The following is a 22,053-nucleotide window of genomic DNA, read 5'->3' on the forward strand; positions in this document are numbered from 1 at the left end:
GCGTTCGCAGGCCAGGCACCCGCTGTTCCAGGTGGCGCTGTTCATGCAGAACATGGGCCCGGTCGCGCTGACCATGCCCGGACTGGCCACGGAGCTGGTCGATTTCGACTCCGGCTTCGCGAAGTTCGATCTGCAACTCACCCTCTCCGACTCGCCGCGCGGCGGCTACCGCGCGGAATTCACCTACGCCACCGACCTTTTCGAGGACGCGACGGTGGCGGAGTTCGCCACCAAGTTCGTGCGGCTGCTGCGCGCCGCCGTCACCGATCCGGCGATGCCCGTGGGCGATATCGCCCTGCTCGACGCGGGCGAACTCGACTACGTCACCGCCAGCTGGAATGCCAGCGGGCACAAGGTGGCCGACCGCTTCCTGCACGAGGGCTTCGACAACCAGGTGCGCCGCACACCCGGCGCGCTCGCCCTGGTCGCCGATGGTGACGCGCGGCCCGGACTGACCTACACCGAGCTGTCCGAGCGCGCCAATCAGCTGGCCCGGCTGCTCATCGACACCGGAGTCGGCCCGGAATCCCTTGTGGTGCTGGCGATGCCGAGGTCTGTCGAGCTGGTGGTCGCCATGTACGCGGTGCTGCGCGCGGGTGGGGCGTACGTGCCGGTGGACCCGTCGCATCCGGCCGAACGCATCGGCCACATTCTCGACACCGCGGCCCCGCACAGCATTCTCACCACCCGTGCGGCGGGCTTCACGGTGCCCGTGCGTGTGCCGGTGCACCATCTGGACGAGCTGGACCTCACCGGGTTCGGCACCGGCAAGATCGGGGACCGCGAGCGCGTCGCGCCGCTGCATCCCGAGCATCCGGCCTACGTGATCTTCACGTCCGGCTCCACCGGCCGTCCGAAGGGCGTGGCGACCAGCCACCGCGCCATCGCCAACCAGCTCGCGTGGATGCACGACGAGTACCGGCCGCGCACGGGGGACGTGTACCTCCAGAAGACCGCGACCACCTTCGACGTCGCGCTGTGGGGCTACTTCCTGCCGTTGCGCGCCGGAGCCCAACTGGTGCTGGCGACGCCCGACGGGCACCGCGACCCGCGCTACATCGCCGAAACCGTTGCGCGGTACGGGGTCACGCTCACCGACTTCGTGCCGTCGATGCTGGCGGTGTTCGCGGCGCACACCGAGGCGGGCGAATTGTCCTCGTTGCGTGACGTCTTCGTCATCGGTGAGGCGCTGCCGCCCGAGACGATCGCCGCCTTCCACGATGTGTGCGACGCCGGCCTGCACAACCTCTACGGACCCACCGAGGCGGCCGTCTCCATCACTTATCGCGAGGTCACCGCCGCCGACGGGCCGCTGGTGCCCATCGGAGAGCCGGAGTGGAATTCGCAGGTGTACGTGCTGGATTCGCGTCTGCACCCGGTGCCGATCGGCGTGCCCGGCGAACTGTACCTGGCGGGTGCCCAGCTCGCCCGTGGGTATCACCGCCGGGTCGACCTGACCTCGGACAGGTTCGTGGCCAACCCTTTCGGGCTGCCCGGCGAGCGCATGTACCGCACCGGCGATCTGGTGCGCTGGAGCCCCGACGGTGAACTGATCTACCTGGGCCGCGCCGACTTCCAGATCAAGTTCCGCGGCCAGCGCATCGAACTGGCCGAGATCGAGACGGCCCTGCTGACCGCGCCCGAGGTGGGTCAGGCGGCGGTGCGCTTGGTGACCGGCGAGACCGGCGACTACCTGACCGGCTACGTGATCCGCACGCCAGGAGCGGAATTGGACCTGGACGCGGTGAAGGCGGGTCTGTCACGCCTGCTGCCCGCGTACATGGTGCCGACGGCGCTCGTGGAACTGACCGAGTTCCCGCTCAACACCAGCGGCAAGCTGGACCGCAAGGCCCTGCCGGTACCCGAGTTGCGCGCCAAGGCTTTCCGCGCGCCGGTCGACGCGGCGCAGCGCTTGGTGGCGGCCGTGTTCGCCGGGGTGCTGCGTGCCGAGCGGGCCGGTCTGGACGATGACTTCTTCGCGCTCGGCGGCAGTTCACTGGACGCCACGCAGGTCACGGCCCGCGTCGGCGAGGCGCTGGGCGTGCGGGTGCCGGTGCGCGCGCTGTTCGAGGCGTCGACGGTCGAGGGCTTCGCGGCCGCCGTGACCGCGCTGACCATCGAGGGGGAAACCCGCCCGCCGCTGGCGCGCCGCGAGCGGCCCGCGCGGATTCCGTTGTCCCCGGCGCAGAGTCGACTCTGGTTCCTCAACCGGATCGAGAGCCAGGAGGGCGGTGCGGCCGTCTACAACCTGCCGGTGGTGCTGCGCCTGACCGGCCGGTTGGACGCGCGGGCGCTGGAACGCGCCGTGCTGGACGTGCTGACCCGCCACGAATCTCTGCGCACCCTCTATCCGGAAGGCGAGGACGGCCCCTACCAGTCGATCCTGGACGCCGGGGAGATCGGCCTGACCCTGAACCCGGTCGCGGTGGCACCCGCCGAACTGCCCCGGGTGGTCGCGGCCATCGCGGGCGGCGGCTTCGACGTCACCTCGGAACCGCCCGCGCGGGTGGCGCTGCTGTCGGTCGCCGATGATCGCGGGGCTCCCGCCGACGAGCACGTGCTGGTTTTCGTGGTGCACCACATCGCGGCGGACGCGCTGTCGCTGGCGCCGCTGGTCGCGGATCTGGTGCGCGCGTACCGTTCCCGGCTCGCGGGCGCGGCGCCCGGCTGGGACGACCTGGCCGTGCAGTACGCCGACTACAGCCTGTGGCAGCGGGAACTGCTGGGTTCGGCCGAGCGGCCCGGCGACCTCGCGCACCGGCAGCTGCGGTTCTGGCGCGACACCCTCGCGGGCCTGCCCGCCGAGCTGCCGCTGCCCACCGACCGCCCGCGCCCCGCGCGCCCCACCCAGCGCGGCGCGGCCGTGGACCTGGCGGTCGGCCCCGAGGTCACCGCCGCGTTGCGCGCGCTGGCGGCCCGCTCAGGGGCGACGCTGTTCATGGTGCTGCACGCCGCCTTCGCCGCGACCCTGGCCCGTCTGGGCGGGGGCGACGACATCGTCGTCGGCACGCCGGTCGGCGGCCGCGGCGAGCGGGCGCTCGACCCGCTGATCGGCATGTTCGTCAACACCCTCGCGCTGCGCACCCGGCCCGTGCCGCAGCGGTCGTTCGCCGACTTCGTGGCCGAGGTGCGCGACGCCGATCTGGCCGCCTTCGCCCACGCCGACCTGCCGTTCGAGCAGTTGGTCGACGCCATGGACGTCGACCGCGACACCGGCGCGCACCCGCTGTTCCAGGTGCTGCTCAGCGTGGGGAACGCGCGCCTGGCGGGCCCTGCCGCGATCGAGCTGCCGGGCTTGACGGTCGAACCCGTCGAGATCCCCGACGAGGGCGCGAAGTTCGATCTGCACCTGGTGCTGAACGAATCCGCGTCCGGCCTCACCGGCGCGCTGCGCTACGCCACCGACCTCTTCGACGCCGAGACCGTCACCGCCGTGGCGGCCCGGTTGCGCCGGCTGCTCGCGGCCGTGGCCGCCGACCCGGAGCTCCCGCTGGGCGAGATCGACCTGTTCGACGCCGCCGAACGCGCGCTCGCCCTCGAGGGTTTCAACGCGACCGCGCACCCGATCGACGAATTCGCCACGCTCGCTTCGCTGTTCGACGCGCAGGCGTCGCGCACCCCGGCGCGTCCCGCGCTCACCTTCGAGGGTGAGACCGTCACCTACGGCGACCTCGCGGCCCGCGTGAACCGGCTGGCCCGGTGGCTCATCGGCCAAGGCGTCGGTCCGGAATCGCTTGTCGCCCTGGGGATGCGGCGCGGCATCGACCTGGTCACCGGTATGTACGCGATCGTCGCCGCGGGCGGCGGCTACGTGCCGATCGACCCCGACCACCCCGCCGAGCGCACCGCGCACGTCCTCGACACCGCCGCGCCCGTCGCGGTGCTCACCTCGGGCGAGGACCTGGCTCTGGATGTCGCGCAGGTCCGCATCGACCGGCTCGACCTGTCGGGCTACTCGGCCGCGCCGATCACCGACGCCGAGCGCACCGCCGCGCTGCGGCCCGGCAACACCGCCTACGTGCTGTTCACCTCCGGCTCCACCGGCCGGCCCAAGGGCGTCGCGATGACCCACGGCGGCATCGTGAACCGGCTGCTGTGGATGCAGTCCGCGCACGTCACGCTCGGCGCGGCCGACGTCGTGGTGCAGAAGACGCCGGTGACGTTCGACGTGTCGATTCCGGAGTTCTTCTGGCCCTTGCAGATCGGCGCGCGCCTGGTGCTCGCCGCGCCCGACGGGCACCGCGACCCCGCGTACCTGGCCGACCTGATCCGCCGCGAAGGCGTCACGGCCGCGCACTTCGTGCCGTCCATGCTGGCCGCCTTCGTGGCCGAGGAACCGTACGTCCCCAGCCTGCGCCACATCTTCTGCTCGGGTGAGACGCTGCCCGCCGCCACCGCGCGGCGCGCCCGCGCCCTGACGTCGGCCCAGGTGCACAACATGTATGGCCCCACCGAGACCGCCGTGGAGGTGTCGGCGCACCGGGTGACCGACGCCGATCCGGAAGTGCTGCCGATGGGCGGCCCCAACTGGAACACCCGGATGTACGTGCTGGACGCGCGGTTGCGCCCGGTGCCCGTCGGCGTGCCCGGCGAATTGTTCATCGCCGGTGCGCAAGTGGCGCGCGGCTACCTGGGCCGCCCGGATCTGACCTCGGATCGCTTCGTCGCCGACCCGTTCGGCGTGCCCGGCGAACGCATGTACCGCACCGGCGATCTGGTGCGCTGGACGCGCGCGGGAGAGCTGGAGTTCCTGGGGCGCACCGACTTCCAGGTGAAGGTGCGCGGCCTGCGCATCGAGCTGGGCGAGGTCGAGGTGGCGCTGCTGGCCGTGCCCGGCGTCGCGCAGGCTGCCGTGCTGGTGCGTGACGATCACGGCACCGGTGACCAGCTGGTGGCCTACCTGGTGGCGGACGGCCCGCTGGACGTGGCGGTTGTGCGGGAGTCGGTGGCCGGGCGGTTGCCGGGCTACATGGTGCCGACCGCCTTCGTGGTGCTCGACGCCTTCCCCGTCACCGCGTCGGGCAAGCTGGACCGCAAGGCGCTGCCCGCGCCGGAGGCTCCGTCGGTCGAGTTCCGTGCGCCGTCGGGCCCGGCGGAAACACTTGTCGCCGAGACCTTCCGCGCACTGCTGGGCGCCGAGCGGGTCGGCGCCGACGACGACTTCTTCGCCCTCGGCGGCAACTCGCTCATCGCGACCCAGCTCGCGGCGCGCCTGTCCAAGGCGGCGGGCGCGACGGTGCCGGTGCGCGCGGTGTTCGACGCGTCCACCGTGCGCGACCTGGCGGCGCACCCGGCCCTGGACGGCCGTGTCTCCGAGACACCCGTGGCCTTGCCGCCGCTGGTCGCCGGTCCGCGCGAGACGCCGATCCCGCTCTCGGTCGCGCAGCGGCGCATGTGGTTCCTCAACCGATTCGACAGTGCCGGTGGGGGATACAACATCCCGTTCGCGCTGCGGCTCACCGGCGCGTTGAACACCGAGGCGCTCGGCCTCGCCATCGCCGACGTGATCGACCGGCACGAGACGCTGCGCACCCTGTATCCCGAACACGACGGCGTCGCCACGCAGGTCGTGCTGCCGCCGGGCACCCACCTGGTCGACGCGCAACCGGTGCCGGTGCGCACCGCCGAACTCCCCGCCCTCGTCGCCGAGGCCGCCGGCGCCCCGTTCGACGTGACTTCCGAAGTGCCGCTGCGGATCCGGCTGCTGCATGTCGCGGACGCGGGCGAGCCGACCCACGTGCTGCTGTTCGTCGTGCACCACATCGCCGCCGACGGTTGGTCCTTCGCGCCGCTCACCCGCGACCTGGCCGCCGCCTACGTGTCGCGCTGCGCGAACACCGCCCCCGCGTGGCCGCCGCTGCCCGTGCAGTACGCCGATTTCGCGCTCTGGCAGCGAACCGCCCTGGGGGCCGCCGACGACGAGAACTCCCTGCTGGCAAGGCAATTGCGCTTCTGGACCGAGCGGCTCGCCGGTATTCCCGACGTGCTGGAGCTGCCCTCGGATCGCCCGCGTCCCGCCGTCGCGTCGAACCGGGGCGGCGCGGTCACCGGGCGCCTCGACGCCGCGCTGCACCGCGACATCCTGCGGATCGCCGCCGAGCACCGCGCGACCCCGTTCATGGTCCTGCACACCGCGCTCGCGGCGCTGCTGAGCAGGCTGTCGGGCACCGGCGACATCGTGGTCGGCGCGCCGGTCGCCGGGCGCGGGGACGAGGCGCTGGACGAGCTGGTCGGCATGTTCGTCAACACCGTGGTGCTGCGCACCCCCGTGCGCGGCGACGCCACCCTGGCCGCCCTGCTCGGCACGGCCCGCGCGGCCGACCTGGCCGCCTTCGATCACGCCGAAGTGCCGTTCGAGGATCTGGTCGACGCGCTCAACCCGGTCCGCTCCCAGGCCCACGCCCCGATCTACCAGGTCGCGCTGACGCTCCAGAACCAGGCCGCGCCCGACTTCCGGCTCCAGCGCCTGGCCATCGGCGCGCTCGAGGTCGGCCCGGCGCCCATCCAGTTCGACCTGGACTGGACCTGCTCGGAACGCCACGGCGCCGAGGGCGCGCCCGAGGGCATCGATGTGCACCTGCACTACGCGACCGACCTGTTCGACGAGAGCACGGCCGCGGGCTTCCTCGCCGGATTCGAGCGCGTGCTGCGCGCCATGGCCCGCGATCTCGGCACGGCCGTCGGCGACGTGGAATTGCTGTCGCAGGCCGAACGCGGCCTGCTGCTGTCGGAGCGCAACGCCACCGCGCACCCGCTGGCCGAGGAGACCCTCGACGATCTGCTCACCGTCCGCGCCGCCGCCGAGCCGAACGGTCACGCGGTCACCTTCGAGGGCGCATCCCTCACCTACGGTGAGCTGGCGTCGCGCGCGAATCGCCTGGCGCGCTTGCTGATCGCGGCGGGTGTGGGCCCCGAGTCGATCGTCGCGCTGGCGGCGCTGCGCTCGCTCGACATGCTCGTCGCGATGTACGCGATCGTCCGCGCGGGCGGCGCGTACCTGCCGCTGGACCCGGCGCACCCGGCCGATCGCCTGGCCCAGCTGCTCGACAGCGCCGACCCGGCCCTGGTGCTGGTGGTGGGCGGCGCCGAACCGGAACTGCCCGCCGGGACCGCGACCCTGCGCCTGGACGACCTCGACCTCACCGGCTTCGCGGATACACCGGTCACCGACGCCGAGCGCATCGTCGCGCTGCGGCCCGACAACACCGCGTACGTGCTGTTCACCTCCGGCTCCACCGGCCGGCCCAAGGGCGTCGCGGTGAGCCACCGCGCCATCATGAACCAGCTGCGCTGGCTCGAGCACCGCTACGAGGTGACCGCCGCCGACCGCATCCTCCAGCGTGCCCCGCTGACCTTCGACGTGTCGGTGTGGGAGTGCTTCCTGCCGATCGCGGTCGGCGCGCCGCTGGTGATCGCGCGACCGGGCGGGCACCTGGACCTCGAATACTTCGCGGGTCTGCTGCGCGAGCACGGCATCACCATCGCCGAGTACGTGCCGTCGGTGCTGGCCGCCCTCCTCGGCGAGGGGATGGGCGACGCGCTGCGCTCGTTCCGCCACCTGCACTGCGGCGGCGAGGCGCTGACCCCCGATCTGCTCGCCGCGATCCGCGCGAGCTTCGACGGCGCGATCCACAACTCCTACGGGCCCACCGAGGCCGCCATCTCGGCGGTCTTCCACGAGTTCACCGACGCCGACGTGGCGTCGGGCCGGGACGTCGCGATCGGGCGGCCGTGCTGGAACACCCACGTATACGTGCTGGACGCGCGCCTGCGGCCGGTGCCGGTCGGGGTGACCGGCGAGCTGTACCTGGCGGGCGATCAGCTGGCGCGCGGCTACCACCGGCGGCCGGGCATCACCGCCGACCGGTTCGTCGCCGATCCGTTCGGTGCGCCGGGCGCGGTCATGTACCGCACCGGCGACCTGGTGCGATGGAACCGCGAGGGGGATCTGATCTACCTGGGCCGCAACGACTTCCAGGTGAAGTTGCGCGGCCAGCGGATCGAGCTGGGCGAGATCGAGTCGGCGCTGGCCGCCGTGGACGGCGTCACCAACGCCGCCGTGGTGGTCGCCGAGGACACCTCGGGTGCGGACAGTCTGGTCGGCTACGTGAGCGGTGCGGACCTGTCCGCCGACACCGTGCGGGACCGGGTGCGCGACCGCCTGCCCGGCTACATGGTGCCCGCGCACCTGGTGGTGCTGGACGAGATGCCGCTCACCGCTGTCGGCAAACTGGACCGCAAGGCGCTGCCCGCCGTCGAGTTCGCGGGCGGCACCGCCTACCGCGCGCCGCGCGAGGGCGCCGAGGCGGTGCTCGCCGCGCTGGCGGGTGATCTGCTCGGCGGCGAGCGGCTGGGCGCCGACGACGATTTCTTCGCGCGCGGCGGCAATTCGCTGCTGGCGATGCGCCTGGTCGCGCGCGCCAATGCCGCGCTCGGGGCGGCGCTCACCGTGCGGGAAGTGTTCGAGGCCCCGACGGTCGCGGCGCTGGCCGCGCGGGTGACCAGCGGTGCCGCACCGCGGCCCGCGCTGGTGGCGGGGGAGCGGCCCGAGCGAATCCCGTTGTCGCTGGCGCAGACCCGCATGTGGCTGCTGCACCGGCTCGACCCGGATTCGCCGGTCTACAACATCCCGATCACCATCCGGCTGGCCGGCGCGCTCGACGTGGCCGCGCTGCGCGCCGCGCTCGGCGACGTGATCGCGCGGCACGAATCGCTGCGGACCGTCTTCCCCGCCGACGCCGACGGGCCGTTCCAGTCCGTGCGTGCGGCCGAACTGTCCGGTGCCGACGCGGCGGCGCTCGAACTCGGTCCCGTGCTCGTAGCGGAAGGCGATCTGGCCGAAGCCGTCGCCGGGTACGCGGGTCTCGGATTCGAGCTGCGTACGCGTATCCCTGTGCGCGCCAAACTGTTCCAGGTGCGCGCCGACGAGCACGTGCTGGTCGTCGTCGTGCACCACATCGCGGCCGACGGCGTGTCCACCGCGCCGCTGGCCCGCGATCTGATGACCGCCTACACCGCCCGCTGCGCGGGAACCGCCCCACGCTGGGTGGCGCTGCCGGTGCAGTACGCCGACTTCACGCTCTGGCAGCACCGGGTGCTCGGTGCGGCGGAGGACCCCGAATCCGTGCTGGCGCAACAGATCGCGCGGTGGCGCACCGAACTCGACGGGCTCGCCCCCGTGCTGGAACTGCCTACCGACCGTCCCCGCCCACCCGTGGCGAGCGGGCGCGGCGCGGCGGTCGAGTTCGCCGTCCCGGCCGAACTCACCGCCGGGATCGCCGAACTGGCTCGCCAACAGGGTGTTTCGACGTTCATGGTCGTGCACGCCGCGTTCGCCGCGCTGCTGGCCCGGTTGGCCCGCACCGACGACGTCGCCCTGGGCACCCCGGTCGCGGGCCGCGCCGAGGAAGCGCTCGACGATCTGGTCGGCATGTTCGTCAACACCCTGGTGCTGCGTACCGCCGTCCCGGCGGGCGCCCCGTTCACCGAACTGCTGCGCCAGGTCCGCGACACCGATGTGCGCGCCTTCGCCAACGCCGACCTGCCGTTCGAGCGGCTGGTCGAGGAACTGAATCCGGTCCGTTCCCAGGCGCATTCGCCGATCGTGCAGGCGTTGCTCACCTTCGAGCACCGCGACGACACCGTGTTGCGCCTGCCCGGACTCGAGGTGTCGGCGTATCCGCTGGACAACCGGGTCGCCCAGTTCGACCTCGCGCTGGAGCTGGCCGAGCACGCCGAGGGCGAGGGCACCGCGCTGCGCGCCCTGCTGCGCTACGCGACCGACCTGTTCGACCGCGCCACCGCGCGCTCCTTCGCCGAGCGGTTCACCCGGGTGCTCACCGCCGTGGTCGCCGATCCGGGCGTGCGGGTGGGCGATATCGAACTCCTCGACGACGCCGAACGCCGCCTGGTGCTGGAGGGCTGGAACGACACCGCCCACCCGCTCGCCGCCACCACGGACACGCTCGTCTCGCTGTTCGAGCGGCAGGTCGCGCGCACCCCGCACGCGCCCGCCGTCACCGTCGACGGCACCACGCTCGAGTACGGCACCTTCGCCGACCGGGTGCACCGCCTCGCCCGCTGGCTGGTGGATCAGGGCGTGGGCCCCGATTCCCTGGTGGCCCTGGGCATGCGGCGTTCGCTGGACCTGGTCACCGCCATGTACGCGGTGACGGTGGCGGGCGGCGCGTACGTGCCGGTCGATCCCGATCACCCGGCCGACCGCGTCGAGTACGTGCTGTCCACCGCGCGGCCCGTCTGCGTGCTCACGTCCGGGCTGGATTTGGAAACCGGTGTGGCGCGCGAAGTTCGCGTCGACCGGCTCGACCTGTCGGGCTACGACTCGGCGCCGCTCACCGACGCCGACCGGCTCGGCGCGGTCTCGCCCGCCCACCCGGCCTACGTGATCTTCACCTCCGGGTCGACCGGCCGCCCCAAGGGCGTGGCCGTCACCCACGGCGCGATCGTCAACCGGCTGGTGTGGATGCAGGACCGCTACGGCCTGCGCGCCGACGACGTGGTGTTGCAGAAGACCCCCGCCACATTCGACGTGTCGGTGTGGGAGTTCTTCTGGCCCTTGCAGATCGGCGCGCGCCTGGTGGTCGCCGCGCCCGACGGGCACCGCGATCCGGCCTACCTGGCGCGGCTGATCACCGCCGAGGGCGTCACCACCGTGCATTTCGTGCCCTCGCTGCTCACGGTGTTCCTGGCCGAACCCGCGGCTGTCGAATGCCGTTCGCTGCGGCGGATTTTCGCGTCCGGCGAGGCGCTGCCCGCGTCCACGGCGCAGCGCGCGCGGGCGCTGCTCCCCGCCCGCGTGCACAACCTGTACGGGCCCACCGAGGCGGCCGTGGACGTGACCTTCCACGAGGTCACCGACGCCGACACCGCCACGGTCCCGATCGGGCGACCCGTCTTCAACACCCGCCTGCTCGTGCTGGATTCGCGATTGCGGCCGGTCCCGGCGGGAGTCCCGGGTGAGCTGTACCTGGCCGGTGAGCAGTTGGCGCGCGGCTACGTCGGGCGTCCCGATCTGACGGCGGATCGCTTCCTGGCCAACCCGTTCGGCGCGCCGGGCGAACGCATGTACCGCACGGGCGATCTCGTCACGTGGACGCCGCACGGTGAGCTGGAGTACCTGGGCCGCACCGACTTCCAGGTGAAGCTGCGTGGCCTGCGCATCGAACTCGGGGAGGTCGAGGCCGCCCTGTCCGCCCTGGACGGGATCGAGCAGGCCGTGGTCGTCGTGCGCGCCGACGAGCGCACCGGTGACCAGCTGGTGGCGTACGTGACCGGAGCCGTCGATGTGCGGGCGGTTCGGGAGCGGCTGGCCGCCGACCTGCCCGCCTACATGGTCCCGGCCGCGTTCGTGGTGCTCGCGGAGTTCCCGCTGAACTCCTCCGGCAAGCTGGACCGGAAAGCGTTGCCCGCGCCCGTGTTCGAGGCGGCCGAGTACCGCGCCCCCGAGACCGAGGCCGAGCGGACGGTCGCGCGATTGTTCGCCGAACTGCTCGGCGTCGACCGGGCGGGCCTGGACGACGACTTCTTCGCCCTCGGCGGCAACTCGCTGCTGGCCACCCGGCTCGCGGCCCGCCTCGGCGAAGCACTCGATGCCGACATCCCCGTGCGCCTGCTCTTCGACGCGCCGACCGTCGCGGCGCTGGCGGCCCGTGCCGCCGACCGCATCGGTTCGGCGCACCGCCCGCGCCTCACCGCCGGCCCGCGCCCGGAGCCGGTGCCGCTGTCCCCGGCCCAGCGGCGCATGTGGTTCCTCAACCGCTTCGATCCCGCCGAGACCGTCAATAACATCCCGGTCGCGCTGCGGTTCACCGGTGACCTCGACCTCGGCGCGCTGCGCGCCGCGATCACCGACCTGATCAGCAGGCACGAGACCCTGCGCACCGTCTACCCCGACCACGAGGGCATCGGCTACCAGCGGATTCTCCCGCCGCGGGAGCCGGAGCTCGCCGACCTCGAATCCGCCGGCGCGCTGGTCGATTTCGCCGCGACGCCGTTCGACGTGACCACCGAGATCCCGCTGCGCATCGGCCTGGTCCGGCTCGCGCCGCGCGAACACCTGCTCGCGCTGGTGGTGCACCACATCGCGGCCGACGGGTTCTCCCTGGGTCCGCTCGCCCGCGATCTGGCCACCGCCTACGCGGCCCGCGTCGCCGGCGCCGAACCGGTGTGGCGGCCGCTGCCGGTCCAGTACGCCGACTACGCGCTGTGGCAGCGCGAGGTGCTGGGCACCGAGGACGATCCGGCCTCGCCGCTGGCCCGCCAGCTCGCCTACTGGCGCGACGCGCTGCGCGGCCTGCCCGCGCAGCTCGACCTGCCCACCGACCGCCCCCGGCCCGCCGTCGCCTCGCACGCGGCGGCGAGCACCACCGTCACGCTGGACGCGGCGCTGCGCGCGAAGATCGCGGCGCTGGCGGCGCGGTGCGACGCGACGCCGTTCATGGTGGTGCACGCGGCGCTGTCGGTGCTGCTTGCTCGGCTCTCGGGTACCGGCGATATCGCCATCGGCGCCCCCGTCGCGGGTCGCGGCGAACGGGCGCTGGATGATCTGGTCGGCATGTTCGTGAACACGCTGGTGCTGCGCGTCGAGGTGTCCGGCGCGGACTCCTTCACCGAAGTCCTGCGCCGGGTGCGCGAGACCGATCTGAACGCCTTCGCCCACGCCGACGTGCCGTTCGAGCGGCTGGTGGAGGTGCTCGACCCACCGCGTTCGGAGGCCAGGCACCCACTGTTCCAGGTGGCGCTGTTCTTCCAGAACCTGTCCACCGTCACCGTGGAGCTGCCCGGCGCCACCGTCGCCGAACACGAAGTCGATTACGAGACCACCCGATTCGACCTCCAGTTCACGGTCTCCGACGACGCGGTGCGCCTCACCTACGCCACCGACCTGTTCGACGAGACCACCGTGCGCACGGTCGGCGCGCGGTTGCTGCGCCTGCTGGGCGCGGTCACCGCCGACCCGGACCGCCCGGTCGGCGATATCGACCTGTTCGCGCCCGGTGAGCTGCACCGCGTGGTCACCGAGTGGAACGATTCGGCGCACACCGCGTTCGTCGCGGAGATGCTGCTCGACGAGTTCGAGGCGCAGGCCGCCGCCACGCCGGACGATCCGGCGCTGGTGTACGTCCCCGACGGCGGCGCGGCGGCCACCGTGGTCACCTACGGCGAGCTCGACCGGCGCTCCAACCAGCTGGCCCGACACCTGACAGCGGCCGGAGTCGGCCCGGAATCGCTGGTGGCACTGGCTATTCGGCGTTCCACCGATCTGGTGCTGGCCATGTACGCGGTGCTCAAGGCGGGCGGCGCGTACGTGCCGATCGACCCGGACCACCCGGCCCAGCGCATCGCCCACATCCTCGACACCGCGCGCCCGGCGGCGCTGCTCACCACCGAGCGCGACCGCGTCGACCACGGCTACGCGGGCCCGGTCGTGGCCGTGGACACCGTCGCGCTGCACGGCTACGCCGACGATCCGGTCGCCGCGGAGGAGCGCGGCGCGCCCATCCATCCCGGCAATCCGGCGTACGTGATCTTCACCTCCGGCTCCACCGGAAGACCCAAGGGCGTCAGCGTGTCCCACGCGGCGATCGTCAACCAGGTGAACTGGATGCAGGCCGAGTACCGGCTCGAACCCGAGGACGTGTATCTCCAGAAGACCGCGACCACCTTCGACGTGTCGCTGTGGGGCTACTTCCTGCCGCTGCGGGTCGGCGCGACCCTGGTGCTGGCCACCCCCGACGGGCATCGCGATCCCGGCTACCTGGCCGAGGTCGTCGGCGCGTACGGCGTCACCGTCACCGATTTCGTGCCGTCGATGCTCAGCGTGTTCGCCGGGCACGTGGCGGCCGCCGGCCTGCGGGACGCGCTCGCCTCGCTGCGCACCGTGTTCGTGATCGGCGAGGCGCTGCCCGCCGAGACCGTGCGCGCGTTCGCCGAGGTGAGTGCGGCGCGCCTGCACAACCTGTACGGCCCGACCGAGGCCGCGGTGTCCATCACGCACCGCGATGTCACCGGCGAGACCGAGCGCGCCGCCCTGCCGATCGGCAACCCGGAGTGGAACAGCCGCCTGTACGTGCTGGATTCGCGCCTGCGGCCCACGCTGCCCGGCGTGGCGGGCGAGCTGTACCTGGCCGGCGTGCAGTTGGCGCGCGGCTACCACGGCAGGCCCGACCTCACCGCGGATCGCTTCGTGGCCAACCCGTTCGGCGCGCCCGGTGAGCGGATGTATCGCACCGGCGACCTGGTGCGCTGGGAGACCTCCGGCGAGTCCGCCGAGCTGGTCTACCTGGGGCGCACCGACTTCCAGGTGAAGTTCCGGGGCCAGCGCATCGAACTCGGCGAGATCGAGGCCGCGCTCGCGGCCGTGCCGGGCGTCGCGCAGGCCGCCGCTGCGGTGGTGACGACGGGTGGCGGCGACCACCTGGTCGGCTACGTGACGCCGTTGCCCGGCGAGCGGAGCGAGCGGTTCGAGGACGCGCTGCGTGCGGCGGCGCGAGAGACGTTGCCGTCGTACATGATTCCGTCGGCCTACGTGGTGCTCGACGAGTTCCCGCTGAACTCCTCCGGCAAGCTGGACCGGAAGGCGTTGCCGGAACCGGTGTTCGACCGTGGCGCGTACGTCGCGCCGGTCAGCCCGGCCGAACGTCTCGTCGCCGACGCGTTCGCGACCGTCCTCGGCCTGGACACGGTGAGCGTGACCGACGGCTTCTTCGACCTGGGCGGCAACTCGCTCAGCGCCACCCGGGTGCTGGCCAGGCTGGGGGAGCGCCTGGGCCGGCGGGTGCCGGTGCGGCTGCTGTTCGAGGCGCCCACGGTGCGCGCGCTGGCGCAGCGTGTGACCACCGAGGCGGTGGCGGGCGCGCTGCCGGTGCCGCTGATCGCGGGCCCGCGCCCGGAGGTCGTGCCGCTGGCTCCGGTGCAGCGCGGCATGTGGTTCCTGAACCGTCTCGATCCGTCCTCGCCCGCGCACAACATCCCGGTGGCGCTGCGCATCTCGGGTGAGGTGGACGAAGTCGCGCTGGCCGCGGCGTTCACCGACGTGGTCGCCCGGCACGAGGTGCTGCGCACGGTGTATCCGGCGGCCGCCGACGGCACCGCCCACCAGGTGGTGCTGCCCGCCGAACCGGCCCCGGTCCGGCTCGCGGTCGAAGCCGTGCCCGCCGGTGGGCGCGACGCGCGGATCGCCGAATTCCTCTCGGCCGGTTTCGATATCGCCACCGAGGTGCCGGTGCGCGCGGTGCTCCTGCGCGAGAGCGTGGGCGACCGGGTGCTGGTCGCGGTGCTGCATCACATCGCCGCCGACGGCTATTCGATGCGCCCGCTGCTGCGAGACCTGCTGGCGGCCTATCTGTCCCGCGTGCTGGGCGCCGCGCCGCTGTGGCCGGAACTGCCCGCGCAGTATGCCGACTACGCGCTGTGGCAGGCCGCGGAGGTGGAGGCCGTTGCGGCGGAGGAACTCTCGTACTGGCGGGACGCGTTGCGCGATCTGCCCGACGAACTCGCCCTGCCCACCGACCGTCCGCGCCCGGCGGTGGTGTCGAAACGCGGTGCGAGCGTGCGCGCCCGGGTCGGCGGCGACGTCGCGCGGCGGGTGGTCGAGCTGGCCCGCCGCCACGACGCGACGCCGTTCATGGTGGTGCACGCGGCGCTGTCGGTGTTGCTGGCGCGACTGTCCGGCTCTGAGGACATCGCCGTCGGCACCCCGGTCGCCGGGCGTGGCGTGGCCGCGCTGGACGACCTGGTGGGCATGTTCATCAACACCCTGGTACTGCGCACCTCCCCGCGCCCGGAGCACACCTTCGCCGAGCTGATCGCCGAGACGAAGGCCGCCGACCTGGCCGCCTTCGCGCACGCCACGGTGCCGTTCGAGCGGGTGGTGGACGCCCTCGGCGTCCCCGCCTCGCAGGCCGCGCACCCGCTGTTCACCGTCATGCTCAGCTACCTGAACGCGGGGGCGGACAGTTTCTCGGTGCCGGGTCTGGAGCTCGCGCCGGTCGAGTTCGACGAGCCGGTGGCGCGTTTCGATCTCCAGTTCACCGTCGCCGCCGAACCCGACGCCGCCGGGCACCTGTCCGTCGAACTGAACTACGCCACCGATCTGTTCGACCGCGCGACCGCCGAGGCGCTGCTGCGCCGCTTCGGCCGCGCCCTCGGCGCGCTCACCGCCGACCCGGACCACCCGGTGGGCGACGTCGACCTGCTCACCCCCGGCGAACGCGCGGGTCTGCTGGACAGGCGCGGCGCGCCCACGGTGCCGCCGTGCACCCTGGCCGACATGATGGCGGCGGCCGTCGCCCTCGCGCCGGACGGCGTCGCCGTCGTGGACGGCGACCGGGAACTGACCTACCGCGAGATCGAGAAACGGTCCGCGCGGCTGGCCCGGACCTTGATCGGGCTGGGGATCGGTGCGGAAGACATTGTCGCCCTGGCTATTCCGCGTTCACTGGAATCGCTGGTCGCGGTGTGGGCCGTGGCGCGGACGGGCGCTGCCTTCGTGCCCGTCGATCCGACGTACCCGCCGGAGCGCATCGCGCACATGCTCACCGATTCCGGTGCGGCGCTGGGCCTCACGGTCACCGAGGCGCACGCCGCGCTGCCCGACGCCACCGAATGGCTGGTGCTCGACACCCCGGCCATGGCGGCCCGCATGCGGCACATGAGCGCCGCGCCGCTGGTGGCCGACGAACTGGTGCGCCCGGTGCGGGTGGAGAACCCGGCCTGGATGATCTACACGTCCGGCTCCACCGGTGTGCCGAAGGGCGTGCTGGTGACGCACGGCGGCGTCGCGGGAGTGGCCCGCGCGCAACGGGATCGGTACCGCGTGACCGAGACCGCCCGCGTCCTGCATGTCTCCTCGCCCAGCTTCGACGCCTCGATGCTGGAACTGCTGCTCGCGCTGGCGGCCGGGGCGACGCTGGTCGTCGCACCGGCGGGCGTGTTCGGCGGGGCCGAGCTGACCGCGCTGATCCGCGACCGCCGGGTGACGCACGCGTTCCTCACCCCCGCCGTGCTCCAGACCTTGGACCCCGACCAGGTGCCCGAACTCGCGCACTTGACCGTCGGAGGTGAGGCGTTCGGCCCGGAGGTGGTGCGGCGCTGGGGGATCGGGCGCAGCCTGTACAACACCTACGGCCCGACCGAGACCACCGTCATCACGACGATCAGCGAGCGGATGCGCCCCGGCGACCCGTTCGATATGGGCACGCCGATCCACGGCATGTCCGCGGTCGTGCTGGACGCGCGGCTGCGCCCGGTGCCGGTGGGCGTCGCGGGCGAGCTGTACCTGCGGGGGCCGGGGCTGGCGCGCGGATACCATGCGCGGCCGGGACTTTCAGCCGAACGGTTCGTCGCCGATCCCTACGGTGAGCCGGGCGGGCGGCTGTACCGCACCGGAGACCTGGTGCGCTGGACGCCGGCGGGTGCGCTGCAACACCTGGGCCGCACCGACTTCCAGGTGAAGGTGCGCGGTCTGCGCATCGAACTCGGCGAGATCGACGCGGTGCTCACCGCGCACGAGTCCGTGGAGTACGCGGTGACCGTCGGCCACACCGATCGCGTGAGCGGCGCGGTCTCGCTGGTGTCGTACGTGGTGCCCGCGCCCGGTCACACCGTCGATCCCGACGGGCTCACGGAATTCGCCGGCCGCTCGCTGGCCGCCTACATGGTGCCCGCCGCCATCGTCTCGCTGGACGCGCTGCCGCTGACCCCGGTCGGCAAACTGGATCGAAAGGCGTTGCCGGAACCGCGGTTCCGCACGGCGGAGTTCCGCGCCCCGCGCACCGAGGTGGCGCGCGCCGTCGCCGCCACCGTCGCGGACGTGCTGGGCCTGACCACGCCCGTCGGCCTGGACGACGACTTCTTCGCCCTCGGCGGCAACTCGCTCACCGCCACCCAGCTGGCGGCGCGCCTCGGCGCGGCACTCGGGGTGACCGTGGGCGTGCGGCGGGTCTTCGAACACGCCACCGTCGCCGGTCTCGCGGCCGAACTCGACACGGGCGAGCGGGAATCCGCGCGTCCGGTGCTCGCGCCGCGCACGGGCGACGGGCCCGTCCCGCTCTCGCTGGCGCAGCAGCGCATGTGGTTCCTCAACCGGCTCGACCGGCAGTCCACCGCCTACAACATCCCCCTCGCCGTGCGGCTGACCGGCGCGCTGGACGCGGCCGCGCTCACCGCCGCCGTCGCCGACGTGGTCGCCCGCCACGAGGTGCTGCGCACCGTTTACCCGCAGCGCGAGGACGGGCCGGTGCAGGTCGTGCTCCCGGTCGAGGCGGCGCGGCCGCCGGTGCTCGCGCCGATCGCCGTCGTCGCCGACGACCTGCCGGTCGCCGTCGCCGATTTCGTGGGCGCGGGCTTCGACGTGACCGAGGCGGTGCCGTTGCGCGCCAGGCTCTTCCGCCCCGTCGCCGAGGACGGCGTGGAACCGGATGCCCCCGAACACGTCCTGGTCGTGGTCGTGCACCATATCGCGGCCGACGGGTCCTCGCTGGTGCCGCTGGCCAGGGACGTCATGCTCGCCTACGCGGCGCGCACCAGGGGCGCGGCGCCGGCGTGGACGCCGCTGCCGGTGCAGTACGCCGACTACGCGCTGTGGCAGCGGGAACTGCTCGGCTCGGAGGACGACCCGGACGCACTCGTCAGCAGGCAGCTCGCCTTCTGGACCGATGCGCTGGCCGGCCTGCCCGCCCAGCTGCCGCTGCCCACCGACCGGCCGCGCCCGGCGGTCGCCTCCACCAGGGGCAGGCACGTCGACTTCGCCGTCGACGCCGAAAGGCACGCCGCGCTCGTGGCATTGGGGCGCGCGAGCGGCGCGACCCCGTTCATGGTCATGCACGCCGCGTTCGCGGTGCTGCTGGCCCGGCTCTCCGGCACCGACGATATCGCCGTCGGCACGCCGGTGGCGGGCCGCGGCGAGGCCGCCCTCGACGACATGGTGGGCATGTTCGTGAACACCCTCGTACTGCGCACGCCGGTGCGCGGCGGCGACGATTTCACCACCCTGCTCGAGCGGGTGCGCGCGGCGGATCTGGCGGCCTTCGCCCACGCCGACGTGCCCTTCGAGCGGCTGGTGGAAGTGCTCAACCCGGAGCGCTCCACCGCCCGCCACCCGCTGTTCCAGGTGGGCTTCTCCTTCCACAACCAGGCCGAGGCCGACTTCACCCTGGACGGGATCACCGCCACGGCGGTCGATTTCGACTCCGAGGTGTCCCAGTTCGATCTGCACTTGGTGGTCACCGACCGCTACGACGCCGACGGCGAGCCCGCCGGCGTGGCGGCCACGCTCACCTACGCCACGGCGCTGTTCGACGAGTCCACCGTCGCGGGCTTCGCGAGCCGGTTGCAGCGTTTGCTGGCCCGGGTGTGCGAGAGCCCCGATGCGCCGGTCGGTGACCTGCCGCTGCTCGACGGCGCGGAGGCCGAGCGGATTCTCACCGCCTGGCACGGCTCGGACCGGGCGTTCCCGGCCGCCACCCTGATCACCGCGTTCGACGCGCAAGTGGCCCGCACGCCGGACGCGATCGCGCTGGTCGCCGACGCCGACACCGTCACCTACGGCGAGTTCGCCGCCCGGGTGCGCCGCCTGGCCCGCGTGCTCATCGGGCGCGGCGTCGGGCCGGAATCGCTGGTGGCCCTGGCCATTCCGCGCAGTGTGGACTTGGTGGTCGCGATGTACGCGGTGGTGACGGCAGGCGGCGCGTACGTGCCGCTGGAGCCGGCGCACCCATTGGACCGCACCGCCGCCGTGCTGGCGGCGGCCGCGCCCGAACTGGTGCTCACCTCGTCGCGGTGGTCGATGCTGCCCGGCGACGTGGCGGATCGCGAAGTGCTGCTGGACATCTCGGCCGTGCCGGAGGGCGTCGACGACGCGCCCGTCACCGACGGCGAGCGACGGCGTCCGCTGCGGCCCGCCGACACCGCCTACGTTCTGTTCACCTCCGGTTCCACCGGCACGCCCAAGGGCGTGGCGGTCCCGCACGCCGCGATCGCCCACCAGCTGGACTGGGTGCAGTCGGAGTACGCGCTCGGCGCCGACGACGCCACGCTGCTGATGACCTCCGCCGCGTTCGACCTCTCGGTATGGGAATTCTGGTGGGCCCCGCGCACCGGGGCCAGGATCGTCCTTGCTCCGCAAGGGGCGCAACGGGATCCGGACGGCGTGCTGGAGCTGATCCGGAACGCCTCGGTCACCACGGTGACGCTGGTGCCCTCGCTGCTGGCCATGCTCGCCGAGGTATGCGGGGCGCGGCGGCTGCCGCGTTCGCTGCGCAGGCTGCTGGTGATCGGCGAGGCGTTGCCCGCCGCCACCGTCGCCAAGATCGGCGCGCTCACCGACGCCCGCGTGGACAACCTGTACGGGCCGACCGAGGCGGCTGTCTCGGTAACCCGCTACCGCACCTCGCCCGCCGAGGGCGGGGCGGTGACTCCGATCGGCACACCCGAACCGGGCAACCGCGTCTACGTGCTCGACGACCGCTTGCACCCGGTGCCGGTAGGCGTCACCGGCGAGCTGTACCTGGGCGGTGCGCAGCTGGCGCGCGGCTACTACGGCCGCGCCGATCTGACCGCCGAGCGGTTCGTCGCCGATCCGTTCGGCGCGCCCGGCGACCGCCTCTACCGCACCGGCGACATGGTGCGCTGGTCCGCCGGCGGTGAGCTGATCTACGTGGAGCGGCGCGACTTCCAGGTGAAGGTGCGCGGCTACCGGATCGAGCTCGCCGACATCGAGTACGCGCTGCGCGCGCGGACCGGTGTCACCGACGCGGTCGTGCTCGCGCACGGCACGGGCGAGAATATCGCGCTGGTCGGCTATTACACGCCCGCCACCGCACCGGAGCCCGCCGAGGTGCGGGCGGCGCTGAGCGAGGCGCTGCCCAGCTACATGGTGCCCACCGTGCTGATGCGGCTGGACGCGTTGCCGCTCAACGCCAACGGCAAGGTGGACCGCGCCGCGCTGCCGCGCCCCGAACTCACCGCGCGGGCGTTCCGCGCGCCGGAGACCGACCTCGAGACCGCCGTGTGCGCGGTCTTCGCCGAGGTCCTCGACGCCGAGCGGATCGGGCTGGATGACAACTTCTTCGACCGCGGCGGCAACTCGCTGCTGGCGACCCGGCTGGCTTCCCGGCTGAGTGAGGCGCTGGCCGAACGGGTTCCGGTGGTCTGGTTGTTCTCGGCCCCGACGCCGGCCGAGCTGGTGACGCAGCTGGAACTCGCCAGGTCGGGGCGCGGGCGGGTCGACACCGCCGCCGCGTTCGACGTGCTGCTGCCGCTGCGGACCGGTGGTGCGAAGGCACCGCTGTTCTGCCTGCACCCGATCGGCGGTGTGGCGTGGTCGTTCGCGGGTCTGGCCGCGCACGTCGATGCGGAGCGCCCGATCTATGGCCTCCAGTCGCCGGTGCTGAATTCGGCGGAGCCGCTGCCGGATTCGATCGACGAGTGGGCCCGCCGCTACGTGCGCGAGATCCGCGCCGTGCAGCCGGAGGGGCCGTACCACCTGCTCGGCTGGTCGCTCGGCGGCGTGCTCGCGCACGCGGTGGCGGTGCAGTTGCAGGACGAGGGGCAGCACGTCGCGACGCTGGCCATGATGGACAGCCCGCGCGGCGTGACGGCGACCGGCACGACCGTGCCGCTGGCCGATCTGCTGGGCGGCCTGCTGGGGGCGCGGGCGGCCGACGCCGACGCCGAACTCGACCTGCCCGCGCTGGCCCGCCGCCTCGCGGACCTGCCCGAACCGTTCGCCTCGTTCGGCGCGGAACGGCTGGGCCGGGTCCTCGACTCGGGCGCCCACTCGCTGTCGGTGATCACGCGCTACCGGCCCCGCCGCTACAAGGGCAACCTGGTGTATTTCACCGCCGCCCTGGACGATCCGACCGGCGCGACGGGCGCCGCGAGCTGGGCCGAGGCTGTCGACGGCACCGTGCACAACCACGCCGTCGCCGCCACCCACTGGCGCATGACCTCCGAGGCGGCGCTGGCCCGCATCGGCCACGTCCTCACCGCGGTCTGGTCCGACACCGACCGCCCCTGACCGCGCACATCCTC

Annotated in this window: 1 protein-coding gene (running past one end of the window); it reads left to right on the plus strand. The window is 73.1% G+C overall.

All coding sequences use genetic code 11. The annotated features are described in order from the left end of the window. On the plus strand, positions 1-22,039 hold the 3' portion of the coding sequence (locus tag DFR74_RS17100) for a non-ribosomal peptide synthetase (RefSeq protein ID WP_113975145.1). Its footprint begins 3,272 nt before the window's first position; the window shows 22,039 of its 25,311 coding nt (coding positions 3,273-25,311); the start codon falls outside the window, past its left edge; it ends in the stop codon at positions 22,037-22,039. The last annotated feature ends 14 nt before the right edge of the window (positions 22,040-22,053 follow it).

It is taken from the genome of Nocardia puris (assembly GCF_003315035.1).
Classification (GTDB): domain Bacteria; phylum Actinomycetota; class Actinomycetes; order Mycobacteriales; family Mycobacteriaceae; genus Nocardia; species Nocardia puris.